Below are 23,243 nucleotides of genomic sequence, written 5' to 3'. Positions count from 1 at the left end.
AAGCCTGACCACCCATGTCCAACGACAGCCGGCAAGCACTCGGCAAGTTTGAACACGGCGCCTCGGTGTCATACGCCTATTCTACGCGCGCGGCGCCGTCGCGCACGCCGTCCCGTGTAGCTGGAAATCCGCTGATGACTGTGAATCAGGTGTCTTCGCCTTTGCTGCGAGCCTGACGTCTGACCGGATAAGTGCTGATCTCAGGGACAGATACTGAATAAGATGCAGGCTCGCGTCGAGTCAGCCCCGATGTTCTTCAGGAGGTGAAAGGCCGGATCCGTTACATCGGAGCCGATCTTTCTCGTTTCCACTGTACGCCGTCTTACCAGCTATCAGATCCGGCCGGGCAGGATAGATATCCGAGCGTTACACTAACACACCAAGCCGATACCTCCTTGATACGCCGCGGAGTGTTTGATAAGCGCCCACCCGACTGTGATTGTTGCCGCCGTTCCGCAGGCACGTAGATTTTCTGGAACGAGGTTCAGGGCGAAGCATCGGTCTGCAAGATCCATCCAGCCCCGCCGGAGCTATACGTTCAACGTATCAGCGACGGGCAGACAGACGGGCGACCTGCTGGCAGCGTGGGTTATTCTGACACCAGGACAGTGCTCGATTGTCTACAGCCGGCATCCAACGACCAGCGACCGGTTTGCGGTCACTTCGGTCACGATCACTGAAGTCGTTCCATCGGGATTACGTCGCGACAGAGTCGTGACGACGACGACGCTTCCGGACCGCGGACTCTTGCCGCGCGATGGAAAAGAGGGGCTCTGTTTCGGAAGGCCCCTCTTTTTCGCACCGCCTTGCGGATGATAATGCGCGAGCCGCCCAGCGGGACCTTCGTGCCCTGCCCCGCGATGCCCTAGTACTTACCGGCGCCCTCAGCCAGATCCATGCGAAACGGGGTGGCGGCCGCCGACTCGGCGGACGCTGAGATCGGTGCGCGGGCGGGGAAGCCTGGCGCCTGACGCGGTTCACGGCTGCCGGCTCGGACTCGCCTTCGGCGCAGCGCTTCCGGCATACTCCTCACCGAAGACACGGCATCCTCGAGCAAAGTCGACGTTACAGGCACGACGAACAGCGTCAGCAGCGTCGACGTGATGAGACCTCCAATGACAGCCCGGGCCTAGGTGCCCGCTGTTCCGCGCCTTCACCAATCGCGAGGGCGAGCGGAAGCATTCCGAAGATCATTGCAACCGTCGTCATGAGAATTGGGCGAAGCCTCACTCTGCCAGCACTCAGCAGGGCTTCCTCACGCGTCATCCCCGCGACACGCTGCTGGTTCGAGAAGTCGAGCAGCAGGATACCGTTCTTCGTAACCAGTCCCATCAGCATGATGATGCCGATCATCGTCATGACGTTGATATTCCCACTCGTCATGAGCAACGCGAGAGCGACACCGATGAAGCTGAGCGGCAGTGCAAGCATGATCGCCAGAGGCTGGAAAAACGATCCGAAAAGCGAAGCCAAAATCAGATAAATGAACACGACGGCCAGACCAAGAGCGGCGAGGACGTACGCCTTTGTTTCTTCGAGATTCTGAACGTCACCACCAAAAACGACGTGATATCCCAGGGGCAGTCCGATCGAATCGATTCCTGCTCTCACCGCGCTGGCAACCGAACCCATGTCGAACCCCGGCAACACCCCTGCCGAGACGGATACCTGCCGTTCGAGCGAGCGCCGGTTAATCTGTTGGGGGGCTACACTGGGTTCGATACTGGCAACCTGCGACAGTCGGATCATCGTAGGCTGGCCCGTGACCGGGTCGGCGGCGTTGCCGGGGATCGCAATGTTGGCGACGTCCGCCGCCGTTGCTCTGAGAGAATCCGGATACACCACAATCACGTCGTGCGAAAAACCTATCTCATCCTCCAACACCTGGCGGCACCCTCGACGTCCGTCGCGCCTTCCGCCGCTCGTCGAACCCCGCGTCCGCACTGCAGCATGTCAACCAGTGAGAAGCGTTCGAGATCGAATGTCATCAGATCACCAGCCAGATGGGAGACACTGCAAGGGGCCGAATCCGCGGGCTGAATAGCCGTGTCGGCTTGACGTCATGCGACAAGCAAGGGGTTACGGTGCCCATAAATGCTGGCAGGTCGACAACAACAAAGTAGTCGAACCGAGATGCGAGCAGCATGGAGCTGAGATGACAATACCCGGCACGAGACTCAAACTCGTAAGGCCCGAAGGCCGGGGGATTTTAAGTCCGCGTCAATCCGTTGCGCCTGCCCGCACCGCTCCTAGAAGTGTAGACACGATGCGAACTTGTTATCGCCGTGACCGACGCCTTGCTGAAGCTCGGCCCGCAGGAGTATCACGCCGCGGTCGCCGACTTGGTTGCCCCACAGAAGGAGGGCTCCATCCTCGAAAGCTTTGGTCCGTCTCTGGATCCGATGAAGGTGGCCCGGCTGGATATTCTCGCTGCGGCCAACCCGGTCGGGCAAATACCGTTGGACGAATCCGGCAGTTCGTTTAGCCTTCCGACTCCCGGCGTAGACCAGTTGTGTGCCGAGCAGGCACTCCGATCGCTAAGACGCGCATGCCTGGTAAATGACAGAACAGATAAGGCGATCGCACTCCGGCGGCGCCTAGGAAGCGGGACGCGCTATATTGAGCTATGCCTCAGATGGTCGTCGTGCCGGTGCGGAAGTGATTCCCAGCCACGTTCGATCGTTGGCCAAGCGCTTAGCTGTTGCCCCATGGGACGATCTGGAGCGAATCGAGAAAGAGTTTGAAAAACTCTCTGTCGAACGCCGCGTCGTAGATGAGTTAATCGCTGCCAGCAATCAGAAAAAAGGTGAATCAGACGAGCTTCAAGAGTTGTTGCTTGATTCCGCCCAGCATCGTACCGATGGTCGTGAGGAAGAGGCCATGTGGGTTCTGTTCGGCCCGCTCCGCGCTTACTTGATACGGGGAGTGCTTGAGGGAAACGCTGACCCGAGCCGCCGTGCCGCATGGGACAGGATTTCCGCAATCCTCGCGGTAACAGCGCAAGCGGGCGACCGAGCCGAGCGGGAAGCCGAAGGCATGATGGACTGGACGCTCGAAGTCACCAGGAAAGGTGAAAGGCACACCACTCAGCTCGGCCGCTTTCATTCGATGGAAGAGGCGGTTGCTGAGGCGGAGCGGCGCAGCCCTGACGGCCTCCACTGGACCCAACTGCAGAGGGGGCGTCTCGGTGTCGCCGGCAACTGCCAGTACCTGGTGCTCAAGGCACCCATTTAGACGCGCGAATATGACAAAAACTATGACCGAACGGGGATTCAGGGGCGACTGAACCAGCCCCCCTGAATCCCCGTAGGTCATTATCTCCCAAACCAATACCCGGGACGAGACTCGAACTCGTAAGGCCCGAAGGCCGGGGGATTTTGAGTCCCCTGCGTCTACCGATTCCGCCACCCGGGCAGAGATCGGTATTTACACGGGGAAAGCAGCCGTGACAAGCCGCTAGTTCAAACCCGCGCTGGACGAATAGGCCGAGCCTGCCGCCGACGATTAGGTGACCGCCGAGCGCCGGGGTCGCGCAGCTCCTGCATACGTCTTCGCAACTCGTTCTGCAGTCCAAAATACTTCGCCCTTTGCACCGGCTCTAGGAACTTCGCGAGCTCCCGCTGCTCGCTGTCAGCGAGGTCGAGTCTTTGCCGGTGGACCCGCATGGTCTGATCCAGCAGTTCTCCGACGCGGCTTTGATCGGCATTGTCCCCGGCCACCAGCTGCTGGCGAAGCTCACGCCGGAGTTCGCGCTCCCGGGCCAGCAACGCTAACCGCTGCTGTTCAAACTGCCGGTTGGTGGTCTGAAGCCGGATCATCTGATGGTCTGTCAACTTCAACCGTCTGCGAACCACATCTCCCGTTCGCTGTCGGAAGCGCTCCTCGAGTTGCCGGCGTCGCGCTATGCCTGGCTCTGACTGCCCGGTACCCCGCAACGGTTCACCGCGCTGCTGCTGCCCCGCCCGCTCCAGTTCAGCTTTTTCCGCCCTTCGCGACTGGGGCTGAGCCGCAGCTGCCGCCTGTCCCCGATCCGCCGGCGGCGACTGCGCAGTGAGATTGCCCGCGAGATTCAGGAAAGCGAACCCTCCGCCAATTGCGAGGATGGCTGCGCCCTTCGACGTCATCCTTCGCCCTCCAGATTCTCCAGCGTGTGCGTCGCCGATTCGGGCTCGGATAACGGCATTCCCTCGAGCTCATCCAATTCTTTCATCAGTCGTTCGATATGCGCGTCCGAAAGCTCGCTGACACCGCCAACAAGTGTCAGCTCTAACGTGCGAGAAAGTATTCCGCCTAGGGGCGTTGTGACCGTCCTGGAGCCAGCAGGTGCAGCCGGAGAGGCTGTGCCGCGAGCATCGCTCCCGTCAATATCCCCCGCTGTGCCTTCGGCCACCCCCGCGGCGGGACTGGCTGGCAACCGGGCCGCGGCCACCGGGACTGCCCTGCGACTGCCGGCCGCACCGGGATTGCCGGCAAGAATTGAGTAGCCACCGACGACGACGATTACTGCTGCCGCGGCGACGCGCCAGACGGTGCGATGAGAGAGCCGATATGCAGGGACGCTCTCCCGGGCCGCGCCATTCGTCGCACCACCCCCAGCCAACAGCGACACTGACCCGTAACCTCGGCCAGGCTGCGGCAACGCCGTAACAATGCGATCGATGTCAATCGCCGGCGCCAACGGCGCGGTTGCACGAACCTCCCGCAGCAACGTCAACTCTTCCATGCACGCCGAGCAGCTGTCGACGTGGCTCAGTATGAGTGCCCGGTCGGGCGCTCCGAGGTGTCCGTGGATAAGGTCCGGCAGAACGTCGCGGATTCCGTTATTCAAGCATTCAGTCACGTATGAACTCCTTCACTGCGCGCATCGCGTTGTGGTAATGAACTCGCGCGGCGCCTTCGGTGGTTCCGACGACAGCCGCAATCTCCCTGTACGAACATCCTCTCTCAACTCGAAGCGAGAACACCTCGCGCTGCATCGGCGAAAGTCTGTCAACAGCTCGCCGGACCAAAGTCCCGGCCTCGTCCGCCAGCATCCCGTCGAGCGCATCATATTCAGTCGCTGCATCGGTTTCCTCTACCGGCACCATCGTTTTCTGTCGCATCTCGGCCCGTCGCCGGTCGAGCATGAGGCGCCGCTCGATCGTGAAAAGCCACGTCCGCAACGAGCTGTCGCCCCTGAACGAGTCGATCGAACCAAAGGCTCGCACGAAAGTATCCTGGACCAGCTCCTCAATTTCCTCCCGCTCCCCTGAGCTCGCGGCAAAGCGCGCGAGTGCGTCGGCGTGTCGGCCCACGAGCTGAGTTGCGGCCCGCGAATCACCCGACTTCCACCGTTCGATCAATTGATGATCGGTCTCGTCTCCACTGCCCTGAGTTGCGGGAATCATCCAGTCGTGAAGGTAGACGCCAGGCAAGGTGACGTGTTAACCGCGTACGCCTGATCCATAGTCCCGGAGCATGCAGTAACATTGCACGACTGACCGCGCCGCGGCAGCCAGCGCGTGGCACCGGAAATATCGAACTTCAATCACCGCAAGCATGTATTCCGCACCTGTTTCCGTAATGGCAATCTCACACCGCGGCCTGCACTCACGTGTGCCGGAAAACTCGTTCTCCGCCTTCAGGCTGGCGATGGCGGCGGGTGCTGAGGCGATCGAGCTCGACGTGCACGCCAGCCGCGATGGAACGGTTTACGTGCATCACGATGCAGACGTTGTGGTTCCCGGCGGCGACGATCAGCCTGCAGGGTTGCCCATTGCCCAGCTCGATTCGAAGGCGATCTCGTCGCTTCGGCTCGCGGGTGACCACGTCATTCCAACGCTGGATGACGTACTGGCCGAAGTTGCCGCCAATGCTGGCCTGTACATCGAGATCAAGGCAACGGGCATCGAAGCGGCTGTTGCGAGATGCCTGCGCCGTCATCCATCCAGCATCGGCGAGTGCGCGGTCCATTCCTTCGATCATCGCACGGTGAAAGCGATGCTTCAGCTGGCGCCATCGGTTCGCACCGGAGTTCTACAGGCTTCCTATCCGATTGATTCCTGCGGGATGATGCGTGCCGCCGGTGCGCAGGATTTGTGGCAGCGTTTCGATTTCATCGACAGCGCGCTGGTGACGAACGTTCGCGCGTGCGGTGGACGGGTGATAGCCTGGACGGTCAACGACCCCGGCGAATGGGGGCGCCTGACGAAAATGGGCGTCTTCGGCATCTGCACCGACAAGGTGGATGAGTTGGTACGGTGGAAACGCGCGATTCTTTCGCAGTGACGCTGCCGACTCATTGCGAGGACTGCTATGTTCTCTGTCGATCGAGCGCACCGTGCGCCGGCCATGAACTTCGCTGGAGAGCTTAAACTGATGAAATCGAGTGTCGTACTTATCGCCTTGGTGTCGGCCTGGGCGTGCGCGCCGGCCCGGTCGACGCGAGCACCCTCGCCGAAAGCAGATTCGACGCAAACGCCGGGGCTGGGTGGAAGATCGCTTCCCAACGCCGATCCGTTTCCGAGCACATACGTGCGATTCCCTTCGGCGCCGACGGTTATCCGGAACGTCAATATCCTGACTGCTGCCGGTCCGATGATCTCGAACGGGGCAGTCTCGGTGGTGGACGGAAAAATCGTTGCCGTCGGCGCGTCGGTGGAAGTTCCTGCGGGCGCAGTCGTTGTCGATGGAACTGGCAAATACCTCACTCCGGGGCTGATCGATACGCATTCACATGTCGGCGCGGGCGGGGCCCCGGGAACGCAGGCAAACAGCGATGTCAATGAAGGCACCAACCCGTCGACACCGTATGTCTGGGTCGAGCACTCAGTCTGGCCGCAGGATCCGCAACTGCCCCGCGAATTATCGGGAGGCGTGACGACGCTTCAGGTGCTGCCCGGTTCGGCAAACCTGATCGGCGGTCGCAGCTCGGTTTTGAAAGTCGTTCCGGCCCGCACCGTCCAGCAGATGAAATTCCCCGGGGCAAAGTATGGATTGAAAATGGCCTGCGGCGAGAATCCGAAACGGGTTTACGCCGCGCGAGGGCCTTCCACCCGCATGGGAAACGTCGCCGGGTATCGCGCTGCATGGGTGACGGCAGAGGTCTACCGCAGGCGTTGGGACAAGTGGAACAAGGAGAGCAAGGGTGATCCGCCGGTGCGCGACCTGGGCATGGAGACGCTGGCTGAAGTCCTTCGCGGCAACATTCTCGTTCACAATCATTGCTACCGTGCCGACGAGATGGCGCAGATGATCGACATCGCGCGGGAATTTGGCTACAAGATTCGCGCTTTTCATCATGGCGTCGAGGTGTACAAGGTCGCGGATATTCTGGCCCGCGAACAGATCGGCGGCTCGTTGTGGGCAGATTGGGGCTCGTTCAAGATGGAGGCCCTCGACGGCATCAAGGCAAATGTCGCGCTGAGCGACCGCGCTGGTGTGCGGGTAGCGGTTCACTCGGACGATGCATCGGGCTCGCAGCGCCTCACTCAGGAAGCGGCCAAGGCCATGGCAGCCGGCAACCTCGCCGGCATTCCGGTATCGGCCGAACAGGCAATCAAGTGGGTGACGATCAACCCCGCGTGGCAGCTTGGCCTTGACGACCGGATTGGCTCGATTGAAACGGGAAAGAATGCCGATCTGGTGCTCTGGTCCGGCGATCCTTTCAGCATTTACACGCGTCCGGAGAAAGTCTGGATTGATGGTGCAATGCTATACAACCGTGCCGACCCCCGCCAGCGATGGCGCACTGACTTCGAGCTTGGATTTGTACCGACACCAGAAGGAATGAACCGATGAAATATTCGTCCCGCCTCAATGTCACTCGAGGGCTTGTTGTGTGCGCCATCGGATCGGTACTACCCGATGCGATAGCTGCACAGACGATCGCGATCACCGGTGGCAAAGTCTATCCCGTCAGCAGCGCGCCAATCGATAACGGAACAGTGCTGATCAGGGACGGCAAAATTGTCGCCGTAGGAGCGGGCATTGCGATTCCCGCCAATGCAAAACGTATCGACGCAACAGGCAAGTGGGTAACGCCCGGACTCATCAATTCCGCGACCCAGCTTGGCCTCGTCGAGGTCGGCCAGATCGCCAACACCCGCGACGACGCCGCGCGAGGTGAAGACAATATTGCCGCAGCGTTTACGGTCTGGGAGGGCGTTAATACCCAGTCAGTTCTCATCGCTCCCGCGCGACGCGAAGGCGTCACGAATATCGTGGTATTGCCAAGTGGCAATCATCTGGTGTCGGGTCAGGCCGCGCTCCTGACTCTGGTGGACGGCATGGCGAGCGACATGGTCGTCCGTGCTCCGGTTGCGATGGTCGCGCAGGTGCAGGCACCGCAGGCCGCGGGTACCGGCGCACGCGCAGAATTGCTGGTGAAGCTTCGGGAGCTGATCGAGGATACCCGGGCGTTCGTGCGGAATCGTGCGGCGTACGAGAGAGCGGCAACGCGTGATTTTGCCGCCAGCCGTCTCGACCTTCAGGCCATGATCCCTGTCGTCGAGGGCAGGCTGCCGTTACTGGTGACGGCCGACAAGGCGAACGACATCGATGCCGCGCTTCGCATCGGACGCGAAAACAATATCAAGATCATCATCGGGGGCGGCGCCGAGGCGTGGATGCTTGCCGACAGACTGGCTGCCGCCCGTGTGCCGGTATTGACCGGCGCAATGAACAACATTCCGGGCAGCTTTACGACACTCGGTCAGATTCAGGAGAACGCCGGCCTCTTGAGGCGCGCTGGCGTGCAGGTGATTGTTATCGGAAACTCGGGCAACGGCGATGAAGAAACCTTCAATGTACGCAATATCAAGCAGGAGGCAGGCAATGCCATTGCCTACGGAATGTCGTGGAATGATGCGTTGCGGGCAGTAACGCTGACGCCGGCCGAGGTGTTTGGCGTCGCCGACAAAATCGGTTCGCTTCGGGCAGGGCGGGACGGCAATGTTGTGATCTGGAGCGGTGATCCGTTCGAGTTCACTTCAAATGCGGAGCGGGTGCTTGTGCGCGGTCGCGAATATCCGGCGCTCAACAGGCAGGAGCTTCTCACTGAGCGCTATAAACAGCTTCCGCCGAATCCGGCCATGCCGATAAGGAGGTAGGTCTGGCAGGCATAACGCAAAGAACGCCGCCTCCTGTTGGGGGCGGCGTTCTCGTTTGACGCGCTGCTTCCGTCGGTCATTATTGGAGAGCAGTCGTCCGCGAACCTTGTCCTGATGTTGTCTTGAGGAGTTGAGGCTTACCCAGAAATATCCTGAGCTTCTGGCGAGATACCGTGGTCGCTCCCGGGAGCCGAGGATTTTGGCGGTGTGGCCGACGTTGCCGTTGCAGTCGGCGCAGCAGGCGGCGACATATCTGCCGAGGCGGTGTGGGCGTCGCGCTCCGCGGTCGACTCCCTGCGTTTCTGATCGAGCTCTGTTTCGTAACGCGAGGCTTCTGCATCGTGCGTTGCGAGTGTCGCGGAGAGTCGGTCGTAAGTGTCGCTATCCACATCCGACCCGCTCTGCCTGGCCCGGAACACCGCGTACCCAAGCGATTGCGCGGCCTTGTCGGCGAGCTGGCGCGTGCGAAACGCCTCGAGCCGTGTCTTCCCGTCGTCGAACGCGCCCTGGGCCGCCTTGCCTGCGCGGTCAAGTTCTTCTTTCAGCTTATCGATGAACGCCATTGTCGTCTCTTGTTGAAGTGGCAATACGCGAATGTCATTACGCAAAAAAACAGCCGGGGTTTCGGGCAAAAAAAACCCCCGCAAGCGGGGGTTGGTGCAAGAGGCTAATTGGCGGCTAAGCAGCGCCAGCCACTTCCTGCTGCTCGGGGTAAACGCTCACCTTGAATCTCGTCTTGTTCTTGTGCTCGAACCGGACGAAGCCGTCGATCAGGGCATAGATGGTAAAATCGGTGCCCAGGCCGACATTACGCCCCGGGTGCCACTTGGTTCCGCATTGGCGGATGATAATGTTGCCGGCGATAACTTTTTCGCCGCCAAATTTCTTCACACCGCGGTACTGTGGATTGCTGGTGCGGCCGTTTCTGGACGAGCCGACGCCTTTCTTATGTGCCATCTGAAATTCCTCTATCCGAGCGTGATGTCGCCGATACGGACTTCAGTGAAGCCCTGGCGGTGACCCTGCTTCTTTGCGTAATTCTTCCGCCGCTTCATCTTGAAGACCACGATCTTTTTGTCGCGGCCATGCTTGACGATCTCCGCGGCCACCGAGGCTCCGCTGAGCGACGGCACACCGACAAAGGTCTTGTCGCCATCGGAGCCCAGAATCACGTCGTTGAATGTGACCTTGGCACCGGCATCGCCGGGAAGGCTTGGAATCCTGAGAGTTTTGCCAGACTCGGCGCGGAATTGCTTGCCGCCGGTTCGGATGATTGCGTAGGACATTAGTAACTGCTGGTTGGAGAAAGCTTTACAGCCTCTAAAGATAAAAGCCCGACAGGATCAAGTCAATTTCGCAGAAGTATGATTTCTGCGGTCACGCCATTGCGTACTGTTGCGTAACATCACGCCCTTGCCCTTTGACGACGAGCTTGAACTCATCCGGCTTCAGAAGCGGATCGTCGCGCAACTCAAGCGAGAATGACGCCGCCTTTTGCAGCTTGCCGACAAGCTCACGCTCCTGCTCCAGCACATACATCGCCACGTCAGGATGCAGCTTGACCAGCAGGTTGTCCTTCCTGCCTTCCACCACCATCCGCCGAACCGATCGCTCCATTCTCCGGACGATGGTTTCCGGGGTGAACACGCGGCCGGTACCCTCGCACGTCGGACACGATTCCGTCATCGTCTGATAGTGGCTCTGCCGAACCCGCTGCCTCGTCATCTCGATCAGGCCCAGATCGCTTACCGCAAAGGCCTTCGTTCGCGCACGATCGCGGCTGAGATGCGTTCGAAGCTCCTGGAGAACCCTCTCCCTGTTCTGCTTCGTCTCCATGTCGATGAAGTCGCAAACGATAATGCCGCCAACGTCGCGGAGCCTCAGCTGCCGGGCGATCTCCGCGGCCGCCTCCATGTTGGTGCGCAGGACCGTTTTTTCGGGGTCTTTTTTGCCCGTGTAACGCCCTGAGTTAACATCAATCGAGACAAGCGCTTCAGTCGGCTCGACGATCAGGTAGCCGCCAGATGGCAGTTCACAGCGACGCTTGAACGCGTCCCTGATTTCTGCCTCGATTCCGGCCTGATCGAACAACGGCACGCGATCCTCGTGCAGCCTTACCCTGGGAATGAGATCCGGCGCGACGGTTTTCAGATATTCCGTGACTTCGGCGAAGACCGGTTTTGCATCGATCGTCAGGTTATCGACCTTGGCACTGAACAAATCGCGCACCAGCCCGCTGGTGAGCCCGCTTTCCCTGTGCAGCAACGCCGGGCCGCGGGTGAACGTGCTCTTGCGCTTGATTTTTTTCCACTGAGCCATCAGCGTTTCGAGGTCGCGCTTGAGCGCCTCGGGGGTGGCGTCCTCGCTGACGGTTCTGACGATTACCCCACCCGATTTTTCCGGGAGTATCGCCGCGACCTGCTCCTTCAACCGCTGACGCTCGGGCCCTTGTCCAATCTTGCGGCTCACGCCCACTCGCGACGAGTCAGGGATGTAAACCAGGAAGCGACCGGCCATCGAGATCTGTGCGGTTACCCTGGGGCCTTTGGTGGAAATCGGTTCCTTCGATATCTGAACCATGATTTCCTGGCCGCGCTTGAGAGCGTCCTGGATAGGCGGAGCCTTACCGCCCCGGCGCGACCCGACACCGTTCGAAGCCGCCTGCGCCGGAGCAGAGTTCCGGCTTACACCTGCCACCCTGGCATCGGCGCCTGGAGACTCCGGAATGTCGACGTCGTCGTCTTCATCCTCGTCCGCCGCTTCTTCCGCAGACTCACGCACAATGTCCGTGGCATGAAGAAATGCGCTTTTCTCGGTGCCAATGTCGACGAATGCGGCCTGTATGCCCGGAAGGACAGCTTCGACTCTGCCGAGATATATATCGCCCACCATGCGCCGGGTGTCCGGACGGTCCACAAGCAGCTCTACGAGCTTGCCGTCCTCCAGAATCGCCACCCGGGTCTCGCGCGGACCGGCGTTTATGAGGAGTTCTCTTTTCATCGTCACCCGCCTCGCCCTCACCCAACGGCGACTCGGCGCTGGTGCTCGGCTGGCGGATTATCCCAAGGTATGGGCGCGCGGTAACGCGACGCCTGAATGTGCAGTTACACGGTTGTGCATGCCGGCCAGGCATGTGTATGGCTGACGCGAGTCGCGCGTACATCCGCATGCCTGCCGGGCAAAGATTCCTTTCGGTGAATGTAGTGGCGACAGAGCCGTTCGTGCAATGGCGACAACAACTTACAGCCCTCGCTTCATCCTCAGCACAAGCCATCCGATCACGAGAATGAAAGTGATTCCAGCCTTCCATTCGCCGTGTTTCATGTAGAGCGCTCCGCTGAATCCGCCCTCATCCGGACCGTTCCGCCACGGAGTGACCCTTGGCACAAAGGCGGGCACATTTGCTGAATACTGATCATAGGCGTCTGGGAAGCGCCCGCTGATGTTGGCGCGCTCGCGCTGCATCGTCGGAGCGTACACCAGTGCCCAGAACGCTATGACGACCAGCAGCAGCGCCCAGTGCGCCGCGATTGCAAAGCCCGCGCCGATGAGAAAGCTGCCGAAATAGAGCGGGTTACGCGTGTGCGCGTACGGGCCCGTCGTTGCCAGTCTCTCGTTCTTGGTTATATGGCCGGACGCCCATGCTCTGACAATGATACCGGCCAGCGCGACGACCCCTCCGACAAGCAGCGTCAGGCCGGTGGCAACAGCGGGGGCCCAGATGAGGTAGGCAAGGCCGAGAGCGAATCCCAGCGGAAGTCGCAGTTTCTTGGCGACCTCCGAATAGGTCAATCGAGCATACCCCGTAACAGGTGCCGCGCGATCACAATCCGCTGAATCTCCGATGTTCCTTCGCCAATCTCGCAGATTTTGGCGTCACGCATCATTCTTTCGACCGGATAGTCCTTGGTATAACCGTATCCGCCATGGATCTGTATGGCCTTGATCGTAGTGCGCATCGCCAGTTCGGAGCAGAAGAGCTTGGCAATGGCAGCCTCCTTTCCGAATGGTTTCCGGTGCTGCGCCAGCCAGGCGGCATGATACAGGAGATGCTTCCCTGCTTCGATTTCGGTCGCCATGTCGGCCAGCTGGAACTGAATTCCCTGGAAGCTCGCGATCGCCTGACCGAACTGCTTCCTCTCGCTGGCGTACCTGAGTGACTGCTCAAAGGCGCCTTCCGCGATTCCAAGCGACAGTGCGGCGATTCCAACGCGTCCGGAATCGAGTGTCTGCATGAAATTGATGAACCCCATTCCCTCAGCGCCGAGCAGGTTTTCCTCGGGCACTTCGACGTCTTCGAAAATCAGCTCGCGCGTGTCCGACGCTCGCCAGCCGAGTTTGTCTTCCTTCTTTCCCGCCCTGAAGCCGCGCATGTCCGGCAGCGACGGGTCGTGCCCTATCGTCGATGCAGCGCGAGTCGACAAATCGGCGTGCTTCGTGAGAATGAACGAGCTGATGCCTTTCGTTCCCGCGGATGGGTCAGTCACGGCAGTGACGACGAAAATCTCGCCAACGCCACCATGAGTTATGAAGATTTTGGACCCGTTGAGGACGAAATGACCGTTCCGGCGCACGGCGGTGGTACGTGTCCCCGCGGCATCGCTACCCGCCGAAGGCTCGGTGAGTCCGAAGCCACCCAGAACACTGCCGGACGCGAGAAGAGGTACGAATCGCTCCTTTTGTTCGGCCGTACCGAAATTGACTATCGGGGACGTACCCAGAGTGGTGTGCGCTGATATCGTTATCCCGTGCGATGCATCGACCTTCGACATCTCGTGGATCGCAATCATGTAGCTCAGCAGATCGAGTCCGGCGCCACCCATTTCTTCGGGCCAGGGGATTCCGAGCAACCCCAGCTCGCCCATCTTCTGGATGTTCTCCCAGGGAAAATCCTGCGAGGCATCGAATTTTGCTGCTACCGGAGCAACTTCGTCGCGCGCGAATTCGCGCACCATGTCACGAACGGCGATGTGCTGTTCGGTGAAATACAGTGAATCGTCCATTACCTATGCGGCTTCGGTTTCGTCGGCCCCGCGAACAATGGCAAGAAAGGTCTCGCCGTAGCGGGCCAGCTTTGCTTGTCCAACGCCTCGAACCTCGCCCAGTGCACCGAGAGATCGGGGCTTGCGCGTCGCAATTTCCGCGAGTGTGCGATCGGAAAATACAATATATGCGGGAATCTTCTGCTCGCGCGCGATCTCGCCTCGCCGCGTCTTCAGCGCCGCGAACAAGCGTTCCGCAGAAGCTTCCAGCGGCTCGTTTGGTTCGGAGACACTGTGTACTGTTCGGCTGGCGCTGGACGCGCCGCGCAGACCCCGCGCCGCGGATCTGGGGGCACGAGCCGGTGCTGCATTTCCCCGGGCTGGAATGGAGCTGCGGCGCGGCCCGCCAGTACTCAGGCAGTTGTCGCAGCCACTGCAACGGTCCCGTGCCGCGGGATCGCCAAAGTAACGAAGGATGAATCCGCGGCGGCAGCTTTTTGTGTAGGCGTACTTCTGCACTGCGTCGAGCTTGGACAACTCGCCGGTGCGGCGTTTCTCAATTGCTGCCCAGTTCACCTTGAAAGCTGCCAGCGGCATCGTCGCGTTCGGGAGCGAAAGGCCGCCGTCGGCGCGTTCCCAGACTACGAACTGGCGCGATTGCAGCGAATCGAGAAGGCGGTGTGCCGTAGATCGCGCAGACAGTCCCGGTGGCAAAAAATCGAGGTTGATGGTTGCGCCCGAACTCAGCGCGTCGCCGGCCAGGCGCCAGAAGGCCCGCAACAATCCGAGCTCGGGATTTTCCCCGCCAGGCAGCTCCCGCTTGATTCGCTCAGGGGTTGCAAGAAGGCGAACAAGCACGCAGCTGCCGGAGCCTGTCGCATCCGTCACTGCTCCTGCCTGCTGGAGGATTCGCAGCGAGCTGTCAACTTCGCGGGCGTTTGTTTTCGCGCGGATCAGAGGCAGGATGTCATCGATATTGGTGGGCAAGTCGCGACCGGCCACTGACTGCCGCGCGAGGGCATCATACACGAGCCCGACGGTTTTCCGATCCGGATGCGCACCCTTGATGAAGAATTCGTGAGTAAAGCGATCGGGGAAAGAGTGCAGCAGGAAGACATCCGAATGCTTTCCGTCCCGCCCGGCCCTGCCCGCTTCCTGATAATACGCTTCCAGAGTGCCTGGCATCGCATGATGAATGACGATGCGGACGTTCGGTTTGTCTATCCCCATGCCAAACGCGTTGGTAGCGATGATTGCGCGAATCCGCTCCGTCATGAATGACTCCTGAACTTCTCGCCGGTGTGAATCGTCCAGACCGGCATGGTATCCGGCTGCGGCAATGCCTTCCCTTTCAAGAACAAAGGTCAGCCGGTCCACGGCTTTGCGTGTCGCGGCGTAAACGACTGCCAGACCCTCGTGGTGATTCAGGGTTTGCACCAGCAGTTCATCCTTTTCTGCATCATTACGGGCAGGGAGCACATAATACGCCAGATTCGTGCGGTCGAAACCGGTAATGATCGTTTGAGGATTGGTGAGAGCAAGCTGACGGCAAATGTCGTCTCGCACTTCAGGCGTGGCGGTGGCAGTAAGCGCAACCGTTGGCGGTGCGCCGAGTTTTTTCCTCGCTTCGGCAACACGCATATAGCTGGGTCGAAAGTCATGGCCCCATTGGCTGATGCAATGCGCCTCGTCCACCGCCAGGAGGCTGACTCCCATCTCTCCGAGACGGTTTGTCACGTTGCCGAAGTCGAGGCGCTCGGGAGCGAGATACAGAAGCTTGATGTCGCCGCGCTGAGCCCGCGCCAGCCTGTCGGAGACCTGGGACGACGTGAGTGTGCTGTTGATGAAAGTCGCGGGGAGGTTGCGCGCCTCCAGTGCATCTACCTGATCCTTCATGAGGGAGATCAGCGGCGAAACTACCACCGTTATTCCGGGCAGGACCAGCGCGGGAATCTGGAAGCAGACGGACTTGCCTCCCCCCGTGGGCAAGACCACGAGGGTGTCCCTGCCGGAGAGAACAGCCCGTATGGCCTCCTCCTGTCCCGGCCTGAACTGGTCGTAGCCGAACGCGGATTTCAGAGCGTCGCGCGCTGCATCCATTGTTGGGCGGGACATCAAGTCAAGGTGTTGGATAAGCTCGCAAAAGCATCATCGAGCAATCGCGCGAGACTCCGAATTCCTCGCGCCGGCCCCGTAACTCCGCAGAACCTTTCCGGCGTGCATCAGGGAATGTCCGAGCGAGCGCGCGTAGAACAAGCGGCAGCGCCAGTATTGCACCGATCGTCCGCTGCTTCAGACTGCGCGGGCGAAATGACCACGCGTGAACTGATTCCCCATCAGCGATCGCGGCAGGTGAGTGCGCGGCTGCTCGCCAGATTGCAGCGATTCGAGCAGATCGCGGTAGCCGCCGACGATACTGCCCACCTGATCACCTCGAACGTTGAATACCGCTCGATAATTTCGTATTCCTGCGTGCCAAAGCCGTGGCACAAATTCGGAAGCCTCGAGAGGCCTTGAATGAAGCAGCCGGTTGCGACAGGCGTTATCAGTCGCTACCGGAAAAACATAGCCAGCGGGATCGGTGAGCTCGACGTTTGGATGATCCCTGACACAAAGATCCCGGCATGTCTTGGGCTTGCGATTGAATGCTGCCGACAACACGCAATGTTCGATTGTCATTCCTTCGGGCCGCCCGTAGATGAACGCATCGAAACCGGCGCCATTCCATGGTGCGGTGATATCGATCATCTCGGCTGCCGTCAACTCTACCGACAGCACGATCCGGCGCGCGCCAAGGCGGAATAGCTCCGCGGCAGTGTGCTGGTTGAAACAATTCACCGCGTAGTCCGCAATGATGTCACGTCCTTCCCCTGACTGCTCGGCGACCAGACCAAGATGTCCCGAGCTCATGGGCAGTCCCAGATCGAGCCACTTCTGGATTGAGCGCCGCTCTTCCGGCCTGACGATAGACGGCAGCCGAATGCGAAGGCTCGCCCCCTCGGACAGCAGATTTTCACGGAGCAGGTTGACCCGGGCGAGCGGAGGTGCAGGATGGCGCAGGAAAGGATCAAAGCAAATTTCCGTCGCGCCGCCGCGCGCCGCGGTCAGCGCATCATCCAGATCGAACGCCTCGGCGGTAAGACCGAACTCCGGCGATGCCGATTCCGGCGCCGGTTGAGGGGAGAAAGCGGCGGGCACACCCCGGTGGGTTCCCATCTCGCCTGACACAATTGCCGACACACTTCGCAACGACAGCGGGACACCGGCGATTGCCGCGGCGACACGCTCAGCTCGGTCTGCACGACTGCCGTCCTCGCTCCGCTTCAACCGCAACTCGAGCTGTTCGGTGGCCACCTGCCGCATCCGGTTGAGCTCGCTGACAGGAATGAACAGCCCGTCGTGCAATGCCTCCGTATTGACTGTGCCGAGCACGAATGGGGTTTCACCGAGCCTGCCGAGTTGTATTCTGAGCTGGGCTTCGTCGAGCGAACGTCGCGCAGCTGGTGCGAGCGCAATGTCGCTCATCACGGTTACAGTCTGGTCTGACGTAGCGAACACAACCTTGAGAGGCGAGCCGGGAGAGCCAAAAATCCGCGCGTCAACACGGATCCGCAAAGCCTTTTGCAACACATCAATGCTCTCATAACTGTGTCGCGCCGCATTCATCAGCCTCGAGTCGAAGCTCCTGACCACCTGCCAACCCGCGGCAACCCGGATCCTCGAACGAATCGCCTGCCTCACTGCGCCCGGCGCGTCCACGAGAGTCCGGACGTTTGTTACGAAGAATCCGCTCACTGCTCCATTTTCACCCGGCGGAGGCTCGAAGCCTACGCCATCGCCCACCACGAGGGAGGCTGTCAACTCCACGATGACGTCATCCCCTTCCTGACCGGCGACTGTCCCAAGCACGAGCCCGCGATTGTCCGGGTGCGACCGAGTGACATAATCTCTGCCGGCTCTTCCCGTATACATCCCCGGTGTAAAGCCGCGGCTGAAAATCTGCACCAGATCCTGGATGTTTTCCTCGTCAAGCACCGGGTTATCCCCCGTTGCAATACGATCGAGCACTCCGCGGTAATTTCGTGTGACCACCGCCACATATTCCGGCTTCTTTTTGCGGCCTTCAATCTTGAGGCACCCCACCCCTGCGCGAGCAAGGTTGGGCAGACTCTCGTGCGCGGCGAGATCGCGGGCGGAGATCAGGTACCCTTCATCGAGCAACTCACCGCTATCCAGATCGCGAAGTGTGTAGTCCTTGCGACACGACTGCGCGCAGGAACCCCGGTTGGCGCTTCGCTCTGAAATCATCCCGGACATGTAGCATTGACCTGAGTACGAAATGCACAGCGCGCCGTGCACGAACGTTTCGAGTCCCAGCTCCGGTACAGCCGACCTGATCGCGCCGATGTCAGCAAGTGTGTTTTCGCGCGCCAGCACGACGCGGTCGATGCCGAGGTCGCGCATCACGGCCGCGCCGGCCGTGTCGTGAACGGTGAGTTGAGTGGACCCGTGTATCTCGAAGCCCGGATAAACAGCCTGAATCAGCCGGATGATGCCGATATCCTGTACGATCGCCGCATCGACGCCACGATCGATCGCGTCACCGAGAAAGAGGAGCGCATCGGCAAGCTCGGCTGGTTTGACCAGTGTGTTCAGTGTGAGATAGATGCGACTGCCGCGCGAGTGAGCCAGGCGACATGCGGTGCCGACCTCATCAAGTGTGAGTTGAGCACCTTCATCGCGCGCATTGAACTTTTGAGCGCCGAGGTAAACGGCGTCAGCACCGTTGGCGATTGCCGCGCGAACCGCATCGAGGCAACCGGCCGGCGCAAGAAGCTCGGGTATGACGTTGTTGCGAGGCACCCCCCAATCTAGCGGGAGGTGGTCACTTCCAGTTGTTATCCAGCCATGCCGATTGCGCTACGATAAAGTCGGGCGATTCTTAGTGTCACCGGACCGGGGCTGCCGTCACCCACGTGCCTGCCGTCGAGGCTGACAATCGGGACTACCTCGGTAGTCGTCCCTGTTATGAAGAGCTCGTCGGCGGCTGGCAGCAGATCAACTGGAATGTTTTCTTCGTTGACATCGAGCCCATCCCGTCTGCACGCCTCGATGACTATCTCGCGGGTAATCCCGGGCAGAATCAAATTCGACAGAGGAGCCGTACGCACCGTTCCGTCTACCACGGCGAAGAAACTTGTGTGAGTCCCTTCAAGCGCAATCCCGTCCCGAACAAGAATTGCCTCGAACGCCCCCGCTTCCTTTGCTTCCTGATTGGCCATACAGTTGGCGATCAGCGAGATGGTTTTGATATCGCACCGGGACCATCGCAGGTCAGGCCGGGTGATCGCTGACACACCAGCGGTCAAATCTCCCACCGCCGGGAATAGTGCCGCATACGCATAGACGGTAGGACGAACCTTTCCTTTTGGAAAGGCATGGGTGCGGGGCGCCGAGCCACGCGTTACTTGGAGATATACCATGGCGTTCCCGCGTTCGGACAATCCATTTCTCTCGAGCAATTCCTGAAACACCGTCTCCATGGGATCGGCGACATCGCCGTCGATTCGTGCCTCGGTGAGGCTGCGTCGGAGCCGCGCGATGTGGCGATCGAGCGCAATGAACCGCCCATCGTACGCTGCAGCAACTTCATAGATGCCGTCGCCCAGGAGGAAGCCGCGGTCGTCAGGTGAAACCCTGACCTCAGTCTTCGAAATGAATCGGCCGTCGAAATAGACAGTTGCCCCGGCATCGCCCTTCGCATCGGGCCGCGGGACTGGTTCAGCCAGCTGTTCATTCGTCCTCATTTTTTCTTCCTGTCGCGGTCAAAAAACCGCATGATCAGCGCCGCGGTAAGCAGAGCCATCGCGGCCCACCGTAAAGGAGACGAATCGGCCCTGATGCCAAGGCCGAACAGCACCGCCGCGGCGAGGGCGAGCGCAAGCCTGGCGGTAGTCATCGGAGTCATGCAGCCGAGTCCGATGGAGACAATCCACTGGTGCGGGCCTCACCGTCAGGCACTTCGATGATCATTCGCAGGAGCGCCGTGGAATAGACCTTGCCCTGAGCGTCTGTCTTCAGTGACAGCGTGCCGCCGCCGCCGAGCGCCCCGTGGAGCAGGAAATTGAGGGCGTTGAGATTGGGCAGCTCAAACCGATCCACATCGCCCGTAATCGCTCCCATAAAATGCGCGCGTACAGCATCCCGCGTCACATGCTCCACGAGCAGCCCATACCACTCGGGTCTGAGCGCGATCAAGCCCACGTTTGCAGTATCTCCCTTGTCGCCTGAGCGCGCGTGTGCGATGTCGAGCAATCGGATCTTCATCAGACCATCTCAACGTGGGTGCTGACTACCGACTTGTCGATCAACGCCGGCCAGTACGCAACGATCTCCTCGGTTTTTGGCCGACCCCCGGCAAAACCGGTAACACCTGGCGGTCCATTGAGCACCAGCGGTGCAATCTCCCGGGAAAAGCGTTCGACCGCTCCCTTGTTCCGGCTGCGAACTCCTACCCGCAATTGAACTTCCGGGTAGTCCGCCTGCTGGCCAGCGAGCGAACCATGCGTCGCCGACACGCCGACGAACTCCGTCAGCACTTCATCGAAATGAAGTCCGAGCCGGTCAAGTCGCTCCCTCAGAATCCGATCCGCAAGTTGGGCTTTCTCAAGTGCATCGGGCCACGAATAAACGAGGGTCCCGATTGCCTTGAACCCGGCACGGTAGGCAATCGAGACCTTGAGCTTGTCGGTTGCCGGCCGTCCCTTTATTCCAGACACGCGGACACGGTTGTCACCATCCGATTCAAGCTGGATAGTGGTGAAATCAGCGACTACATCGGGGGTGATGTACTCCCGGGGATCTCCCATTTCATACACAAGTTGCTCGGTTACCGAAGGAACCGAGATGCGGCCGCCGGTGCCAGGATGCTTCATAACGACGAACGAACCATCGGCACTTGCTTCCGCAATCGGATATCCGACGTTGGCGAGGTCGGGAATGCTGCGCCAATCGTGCAGGCAGTTGCCACCCGAACACTGGGCACCGCACTCGAGGATGTGGCCCGCAATGATTCCCGCTGCCAGCAAGTCCCAGTCGGTGGGTCCCCATCCGAATTCGTGACGCAGTGGCGCCATTGTCAGAGCCGTGTCTGTCGACCGACCTGTAATAACAATGTTTGCCCCGCGACCCAATCCTTCGACGATCGGTGTTGAGCCGATGTATGCGTTCGCCGAGAGCACTTCGTCACGAATCGTTGCAAGGGATTCGCCGGACTCCATGTTGGCGAGAGGGTGGCCCGAATCGAGAAGCCGGTCGAGATCGCCGAGAAGGTCGTCACCGGTTACGACGGCGATTCGCACCTTGTCCGAAACACTTTTTGAGTGGGCGAGCTGTCGAATCGCTGATGCGCATGCGGGAGGATTGACGCCGCCTGCGTTTGCAATGACGCGCACCCCTCGTTCCGTAATGCCGGTGAGCACACTGTCGATGGCACCGACGAAGTCGCGCGCGTAACCCGTTGACGGATCGCGCTCTTTCTGTTTCTGAAGAATGGACATCGTGACTTCGGCGAGATAGTCGAGCATCAGATAGTCGATCTGTCCACCTTCCGCCTGCTGCCGCGGGGCATCGAGCGAATCCCCCCAGAAGCCCTGGCCGCTCGCGACCCTGACGGTCTTCGTCAAATCATTCTCCGAGATGAGGGGGTAGCACGAACGGTCCCAGGTGAGGTCCAGTGTTATGCAACGACGTGCGGAGCGCCATTCCCAGCACGTCCCGTGTATCCTCCGGGTAAACTATCGCGTCGATGAAGCCACGAGCACCAGCGTATCGGGCATCGAGCTGGCGTTCGTATTCCGCGCGCATGGCTTCGGCCGCGTTTGCGACTTCGGGTGATGGGTCGACACCGGCGGATCTGGCTGCGTCGAGCGCTGGGCCGTGGACTGCCTGAACCGCCGATGCTCCTTCCATGACGGCCATCCGGCCAGTGGGCCAGCTGAAAATAAAGTCAGGGTCGAACCCCTGGCCGGCCATCGCGTAATATCCGGCGCCCGATGCATGATTGACCGTCAACACAATTTTCGGAACCCGTGTCGTGGCCATCGCCTCTACGAACCGCGCGCCAGCCCGGATTATGCCCTCGTGCTCCGCTTCCGGCCCCACCATGAAGCCTGACACATCCTGCACGAATAGAAGCGGAATGCCCTGACGGTCACAACGATCGATGAAATACGCGACCTTCTCGGCGCTCTCAGCGTAGACGATGCCACCGAACCGCGGCTTTTCCCCTTCCCTCCCCTTGATCAGGCCGCGCTGGTTAGCGATGACGCCGACTGTCATCCCCTGCAGCTTTGCATCTCCACAGATCATCTCGCGCGCGATCGTATCCTGAAATTCGTCGATTGCGCCGTCATCCAGAATCGCTGCGAGGATTGCATGCATGTCGTAAGACATACGGTGGTCACTCGGCAGCAGATCATAGAGATCGGTCGCCGGTTCGGGAGGATTCGCGGTGGATCTCGCTGCGCGTGACGCACGAATGCTGCGATGCGAATTCTTGCCCGCCCCTTCGAATCTCACGGCGTAAGCGTCAGACTGCCTGCCAGCGGCTTCACCAGGAAGCCGCTCGATCAGATCCCGCAGCTTCGCGAGGCAGGCGTTGTCGTCATCGAGTGCGTAGTGCGCCACGCCACTGATCCGGGTGTGAGTGCTGGCACCGCCAAGCGTCTCACCGTCAATCGTCTCGCCGGTTGCTCCCTTGACGAGATTTGGTCCTCCCAGGCCCATGAACGATGTTCCCTTGACCATCAGGATCACATCAGACAGCGCCGGCAGGTAAGCACCACCTGCAACGCACTGACCCATAACTGCGGCGAGTTGAGGAACGTGCAGGTAGCGGCGCATGATCGAGTTGTAATAGAAAATGCGTGCGGCGCCGTATTGCCCTGGGAAGACCCCGCCCTGATAGGGAAGGTTCACACCGGCAGAGTCGACGAGATAGATGATCGGCACGCGGCATCGCATGGCGATTTCCTGCGCGCGGAGAATCTTCTTTATCGTCTCGGGCCACCACGAGCCGGCCTTGACGGTGGCATCGTTGGCAACGACCACCACCTCCCGGCCATGCACGATTCCGATGCCTGTCACAACGCCTGCAGCCGGGGCCTGGCCG

At 60.3% G+C, this 23,243-nt stretch carries 21 protein-coding genes and 1 tRNA gene; 4 read left to right on the top strand and 18 right to left on the bottom strand.

Annotated elements, in window-relative coordinates; translation table 11 throughout:
* Window positions 1–1,086 precede the first annotated feature (1,086 nt).
* The gene (locus WKF55_04815) at window positions 1,087–1,881 is read right to left on the bottom strand and encodes an efflux RND transporter permease subunit (GenBank protein ID MEJ7758895.1); all 795 of its coding nucleotides are present in this window, start codon (window positions 1,879–1,881) and stop codon (window positions 1,087–1,089) included.
* Between the two features lie 738 nt (window positions 1,882–2,619).
* On the opposite strand from WKF55_04815, the gene WKF55_04810 reads away from it, so the two are divergent.
* The gene (locus tag WKF55_04810; protein MEJ7758894.1) at window positions 2,620–3,234 is read left to right on the top strand and encodes a hypothetical protein; all 615 of its coding nucleotides are present in this window, start codon (window positions 2,620–2,622) and stop codon (window positions 3,232–3,234) included.
* A gap of 96 nt (window positions 3,235–3,330) precedes the next feature.
* Here WKF55_04810 and WKF55_04805 read toward each other — a convergent pair.
* The 4 genes from WKF55_04805 to WKF55_04790 form a co-directional block, all read right to left on the bottom strand.
* Window positions 3,331–3,414, bottom strand: a tRNA-Leu gene (locus WKF55_04805).
* 47 nt (window positions 3,415–3,461) lie between these two features.
* The gene (locus tag WKF55_04800) at window positions 3,462–4,124 is read right to left on the bottom strand and encodes a hypothetical protein (GenBank protein MEJ7758893.1); all 663 of its coding nucleotides are present in this window, start codon (window positions 4,122–4,124) and stop codon (window positions 3,462–3,464) included.
* Window positions 4,121–4,840: a hypothetical protein gene (locus tag WKF55_04795; GenBank protein MEJ7758892.1), complete on the bottom strand. Its 720-nt coding sequence runs from the start codon at window positions 4,838–4,840 to the stop codon at window positions 4,121–4,123. Before WKF55_04795 ends, WKF55_04800 begins: the two co-directional genes overlap by 4 nt.
* Window positions 4,833–5,414, bottom strand: coding sequence for an RNA polymerase sigma factor (locus WKF55_04790; GenBank protein ID MEJ7758891.1), 582 nt, complete (start codon window positions 5,412–5,414; stop codon window positions 4,833–4,835). The genes WKF55_04795 and WKF55_04790 overlap by 8 nt, the downstream gene beginning before the upstream one ends.
* A gap of 148 nt (window positions 5,415–5,562) precedes the next feature.
* Here WKF55_04790 and WKF55_04785 point away from each other — a divergent pair, with 148 nt between their 5' ends.
* From WKF55_04785 to WKF55_04775, 3 genes are read left to right on the top strand one after another with little or no spacing between them, the layout of a single operon-like run.
* Window positions 5,563–6,267, top strand: a complete 705-nt coding sequence (locus WKF55_04785; protein MEJ7758890.1) for a glycerophosphodiester phosphodiesterase — start codon at window positions 5,563–5,565, stop codon at window positions 6,265–6,267.
* 27 nt (window positions 6,268–6,294) lie between these two features.
* Window positions 6,295–7,779, top strand: coding sequence for an amidohydrolase (locus WKF55_04780; protein MEJ7758889.1), 1,485 nt, complete (start codon window positions 6,295–6,297; stop codon window positions 7,777–7,779).
* On the top strand, window positions 7,776–9,089 hold the full coding sequence (locus WKF55_04775; protein ID MEJ7758888.1) for an amidohydrolase family protein: 1,314 nt from the start codon (window positions 7,776–7,778) through the stop codon (window positions 9,087–9,089). The genes WKF55_04780 and WKF55_04775 overlap by 4 nt, the downstream gene beginning before the upstream one ends.
* Before the next feature lie 137 nt (window positions 9,090–9,226).
* Here the strand turns inward: WKF55_04775 and WKF55_04770 are convergent, their stop codons facing one another.
* The 13 genes from WKF55_04770 to WKF55_04710 form a co-directional block, all read right to left on the bottom strand.
* A complete protein-coding gene (locus WKF55_04770) occupies window positions 9,227–9,652 on the bottom strand; it encodes a hypothetical protein (protein MEJ7758887.1) in 426 nt (141 codons plus the stop codon).
* A gap of 115 nt (window positions 9,653–9,767) precedes the next feature.
* Window positions 9,768–10,046, bottom strand: coding sequence for a 50S ribosomal protein L27 (gene rpmA / locus WKF55_04765; GenBank protein ID MEJ7758886.1), 279 nt, complete (start codon window positions 10,044–10,046; stop codon window positions 9,768–9,770).
* An 11-nt stretch (window positions 10,047–10,057) separates the two neighbouring features.
* A complete protein-coding gene (gene rplU, locus WKF55_04760; GenBank protein MEJ7758885.1) occupies window positions 10,058–10,375 on the bottom strand; it encodes a 50S ribosomal protein L21 in 318 nt (105 codons plus the stop codon).
* Between the two features lie 91 nt (window positions 10,376–10,466).
* Entirely contained in the window at window positions 10,467–12,089 is a 1,623-nt protein-coding gene (locus WKF55_04755; protein ID MEJ7758884.1) for an Rne/Rng family ribonuclease, read from the bottom strand.
* A 240-nt stretch (window positions 12,090–12,329) separates the two neighbouring features.
* Window positions 12,330–12,881 carry an isoprenylcysteine carboxylmethyltransferase family protein gene (locus WKF55_04750; GenBank protein MEJ7758883.1) on the bottom strand — a complete coding sequence of 184 codons (552 nt, stop codon included), beginning with the start codon at window positions 12,879–12,881 and terminating at the stop codon, window positions 12,330–12,332.
* Window positions 12,878–14,092: an acyl-CoA dehydrogenase gene (locus tag WKF55_04745; GenBank protein ID MEJ7758882.1), complete on the bottom strand. Its 1,215-nt coding sequence runs from the start codon at window positions 14,090–14,092 to the stop codon at window positions 12,878–12,880. The genes WKF55_04750 and WKF55_04745 overlap by 4 nt, the downstream gene beginning before the upstream one ends.
* A 3-nt stretch (window positions 14,093–14,095) precedes the next feature.
* A complete protein-coding gene (locus WKF55_04740; protein MEJ7758881.1) occupies window positions 14,096–16,186 on the bottom strand; it encodes an ATP-dependent DNA helicase RecQ in 2,091 nt (696 codons plus the stop codon).
* Between the two features lie 177 nt (window positions 16,187–16,363).
* A complete protein-coding gene (locus tag WKF55_04735; protein MEJ7758880.1) occupies window positions 16,364–18,934 on the bottom strand; it encodes a DUF3656 domain-containing protein in 2,571 nt (856 codons plus the stop codon).
* Window positions 18,935–18,969: 35 nt separating this feature from the next.
* Window positions 18,970–19,878: an aminotransferase class IV gene (locus WKF55_04730; protein MEJ7758879.1), complete on the bottom strand. Its 909-nt coding sequence runs from the start codon at window positions 19,876–19,878 to the stop codon at window positions 18,970–18,972.
* The gene (locus tag WKF55_04725; GenBank protein MEJ7758878.1) at window positions 19,875–20,039 is read right to left on the bottom strand and encodes a hypothetical protein; all 165 of its coding nucleotides are present in this window, start codon (window positions 20,037–20,039) and stop codon (window positions 19,875–19,877) included. Before WKF55_04725 ends, WKF55_04730 begins: the two co-directional genes overlap by 4 nt.
* On the bottom strand, window positions 20,036–20,398 hold the full coding sequence (locus tag WKF55_04720; protein MEJ7758877.1) for a hypothetical protein: 363 nt from the start codon (window positions 20,396–20,398) through the stop codon (window positions 20,036–20,038). Before WKF55_04720 ends, WKF55_04725 begins: the two co-directional genes overlap by 4 nt.
* Window positions 20,398–21,756 carry an acyclic terpene utilization AtuA family protein gene (locus WKF55_04715; protein MEJ7758876.1) on the bottom strand — a complete coding sequence of 453 codons (1,359 nt, stop codon included), beginning with the start codon at window positions 21,754–21,756 and terminating at the stop codon, window positions 20,398–20,400. The genes WKF55_04720 and WKF55_04715 overlap by 1 nt, the downstream gene beginning before the upstream one ends.
* A gap of 1 nt (window position 21,757) precedes the next feature.
* Window positions 21,758–23,243, bottom strand: a 1,486-nt coding sequence (locus WKF55_04710) for a carboxyl transferase domain-containing protein (GenBank protein MEJ7758875.1), incomplete at its 5' end; no start/stop codon positions are given.

The organism is Gemmatimonadaceae bacterium (genome assembly GCA_037721215.1).
Lineage (GTDB): Bacteria > Gemmatimonadota > Gemmatimonadetes > Gemmatimonadales > Gemmatimonadaceae > UBA4720.
This window is presented reverse-complemented; position numbering and strand designations above follow the sequence as displayed.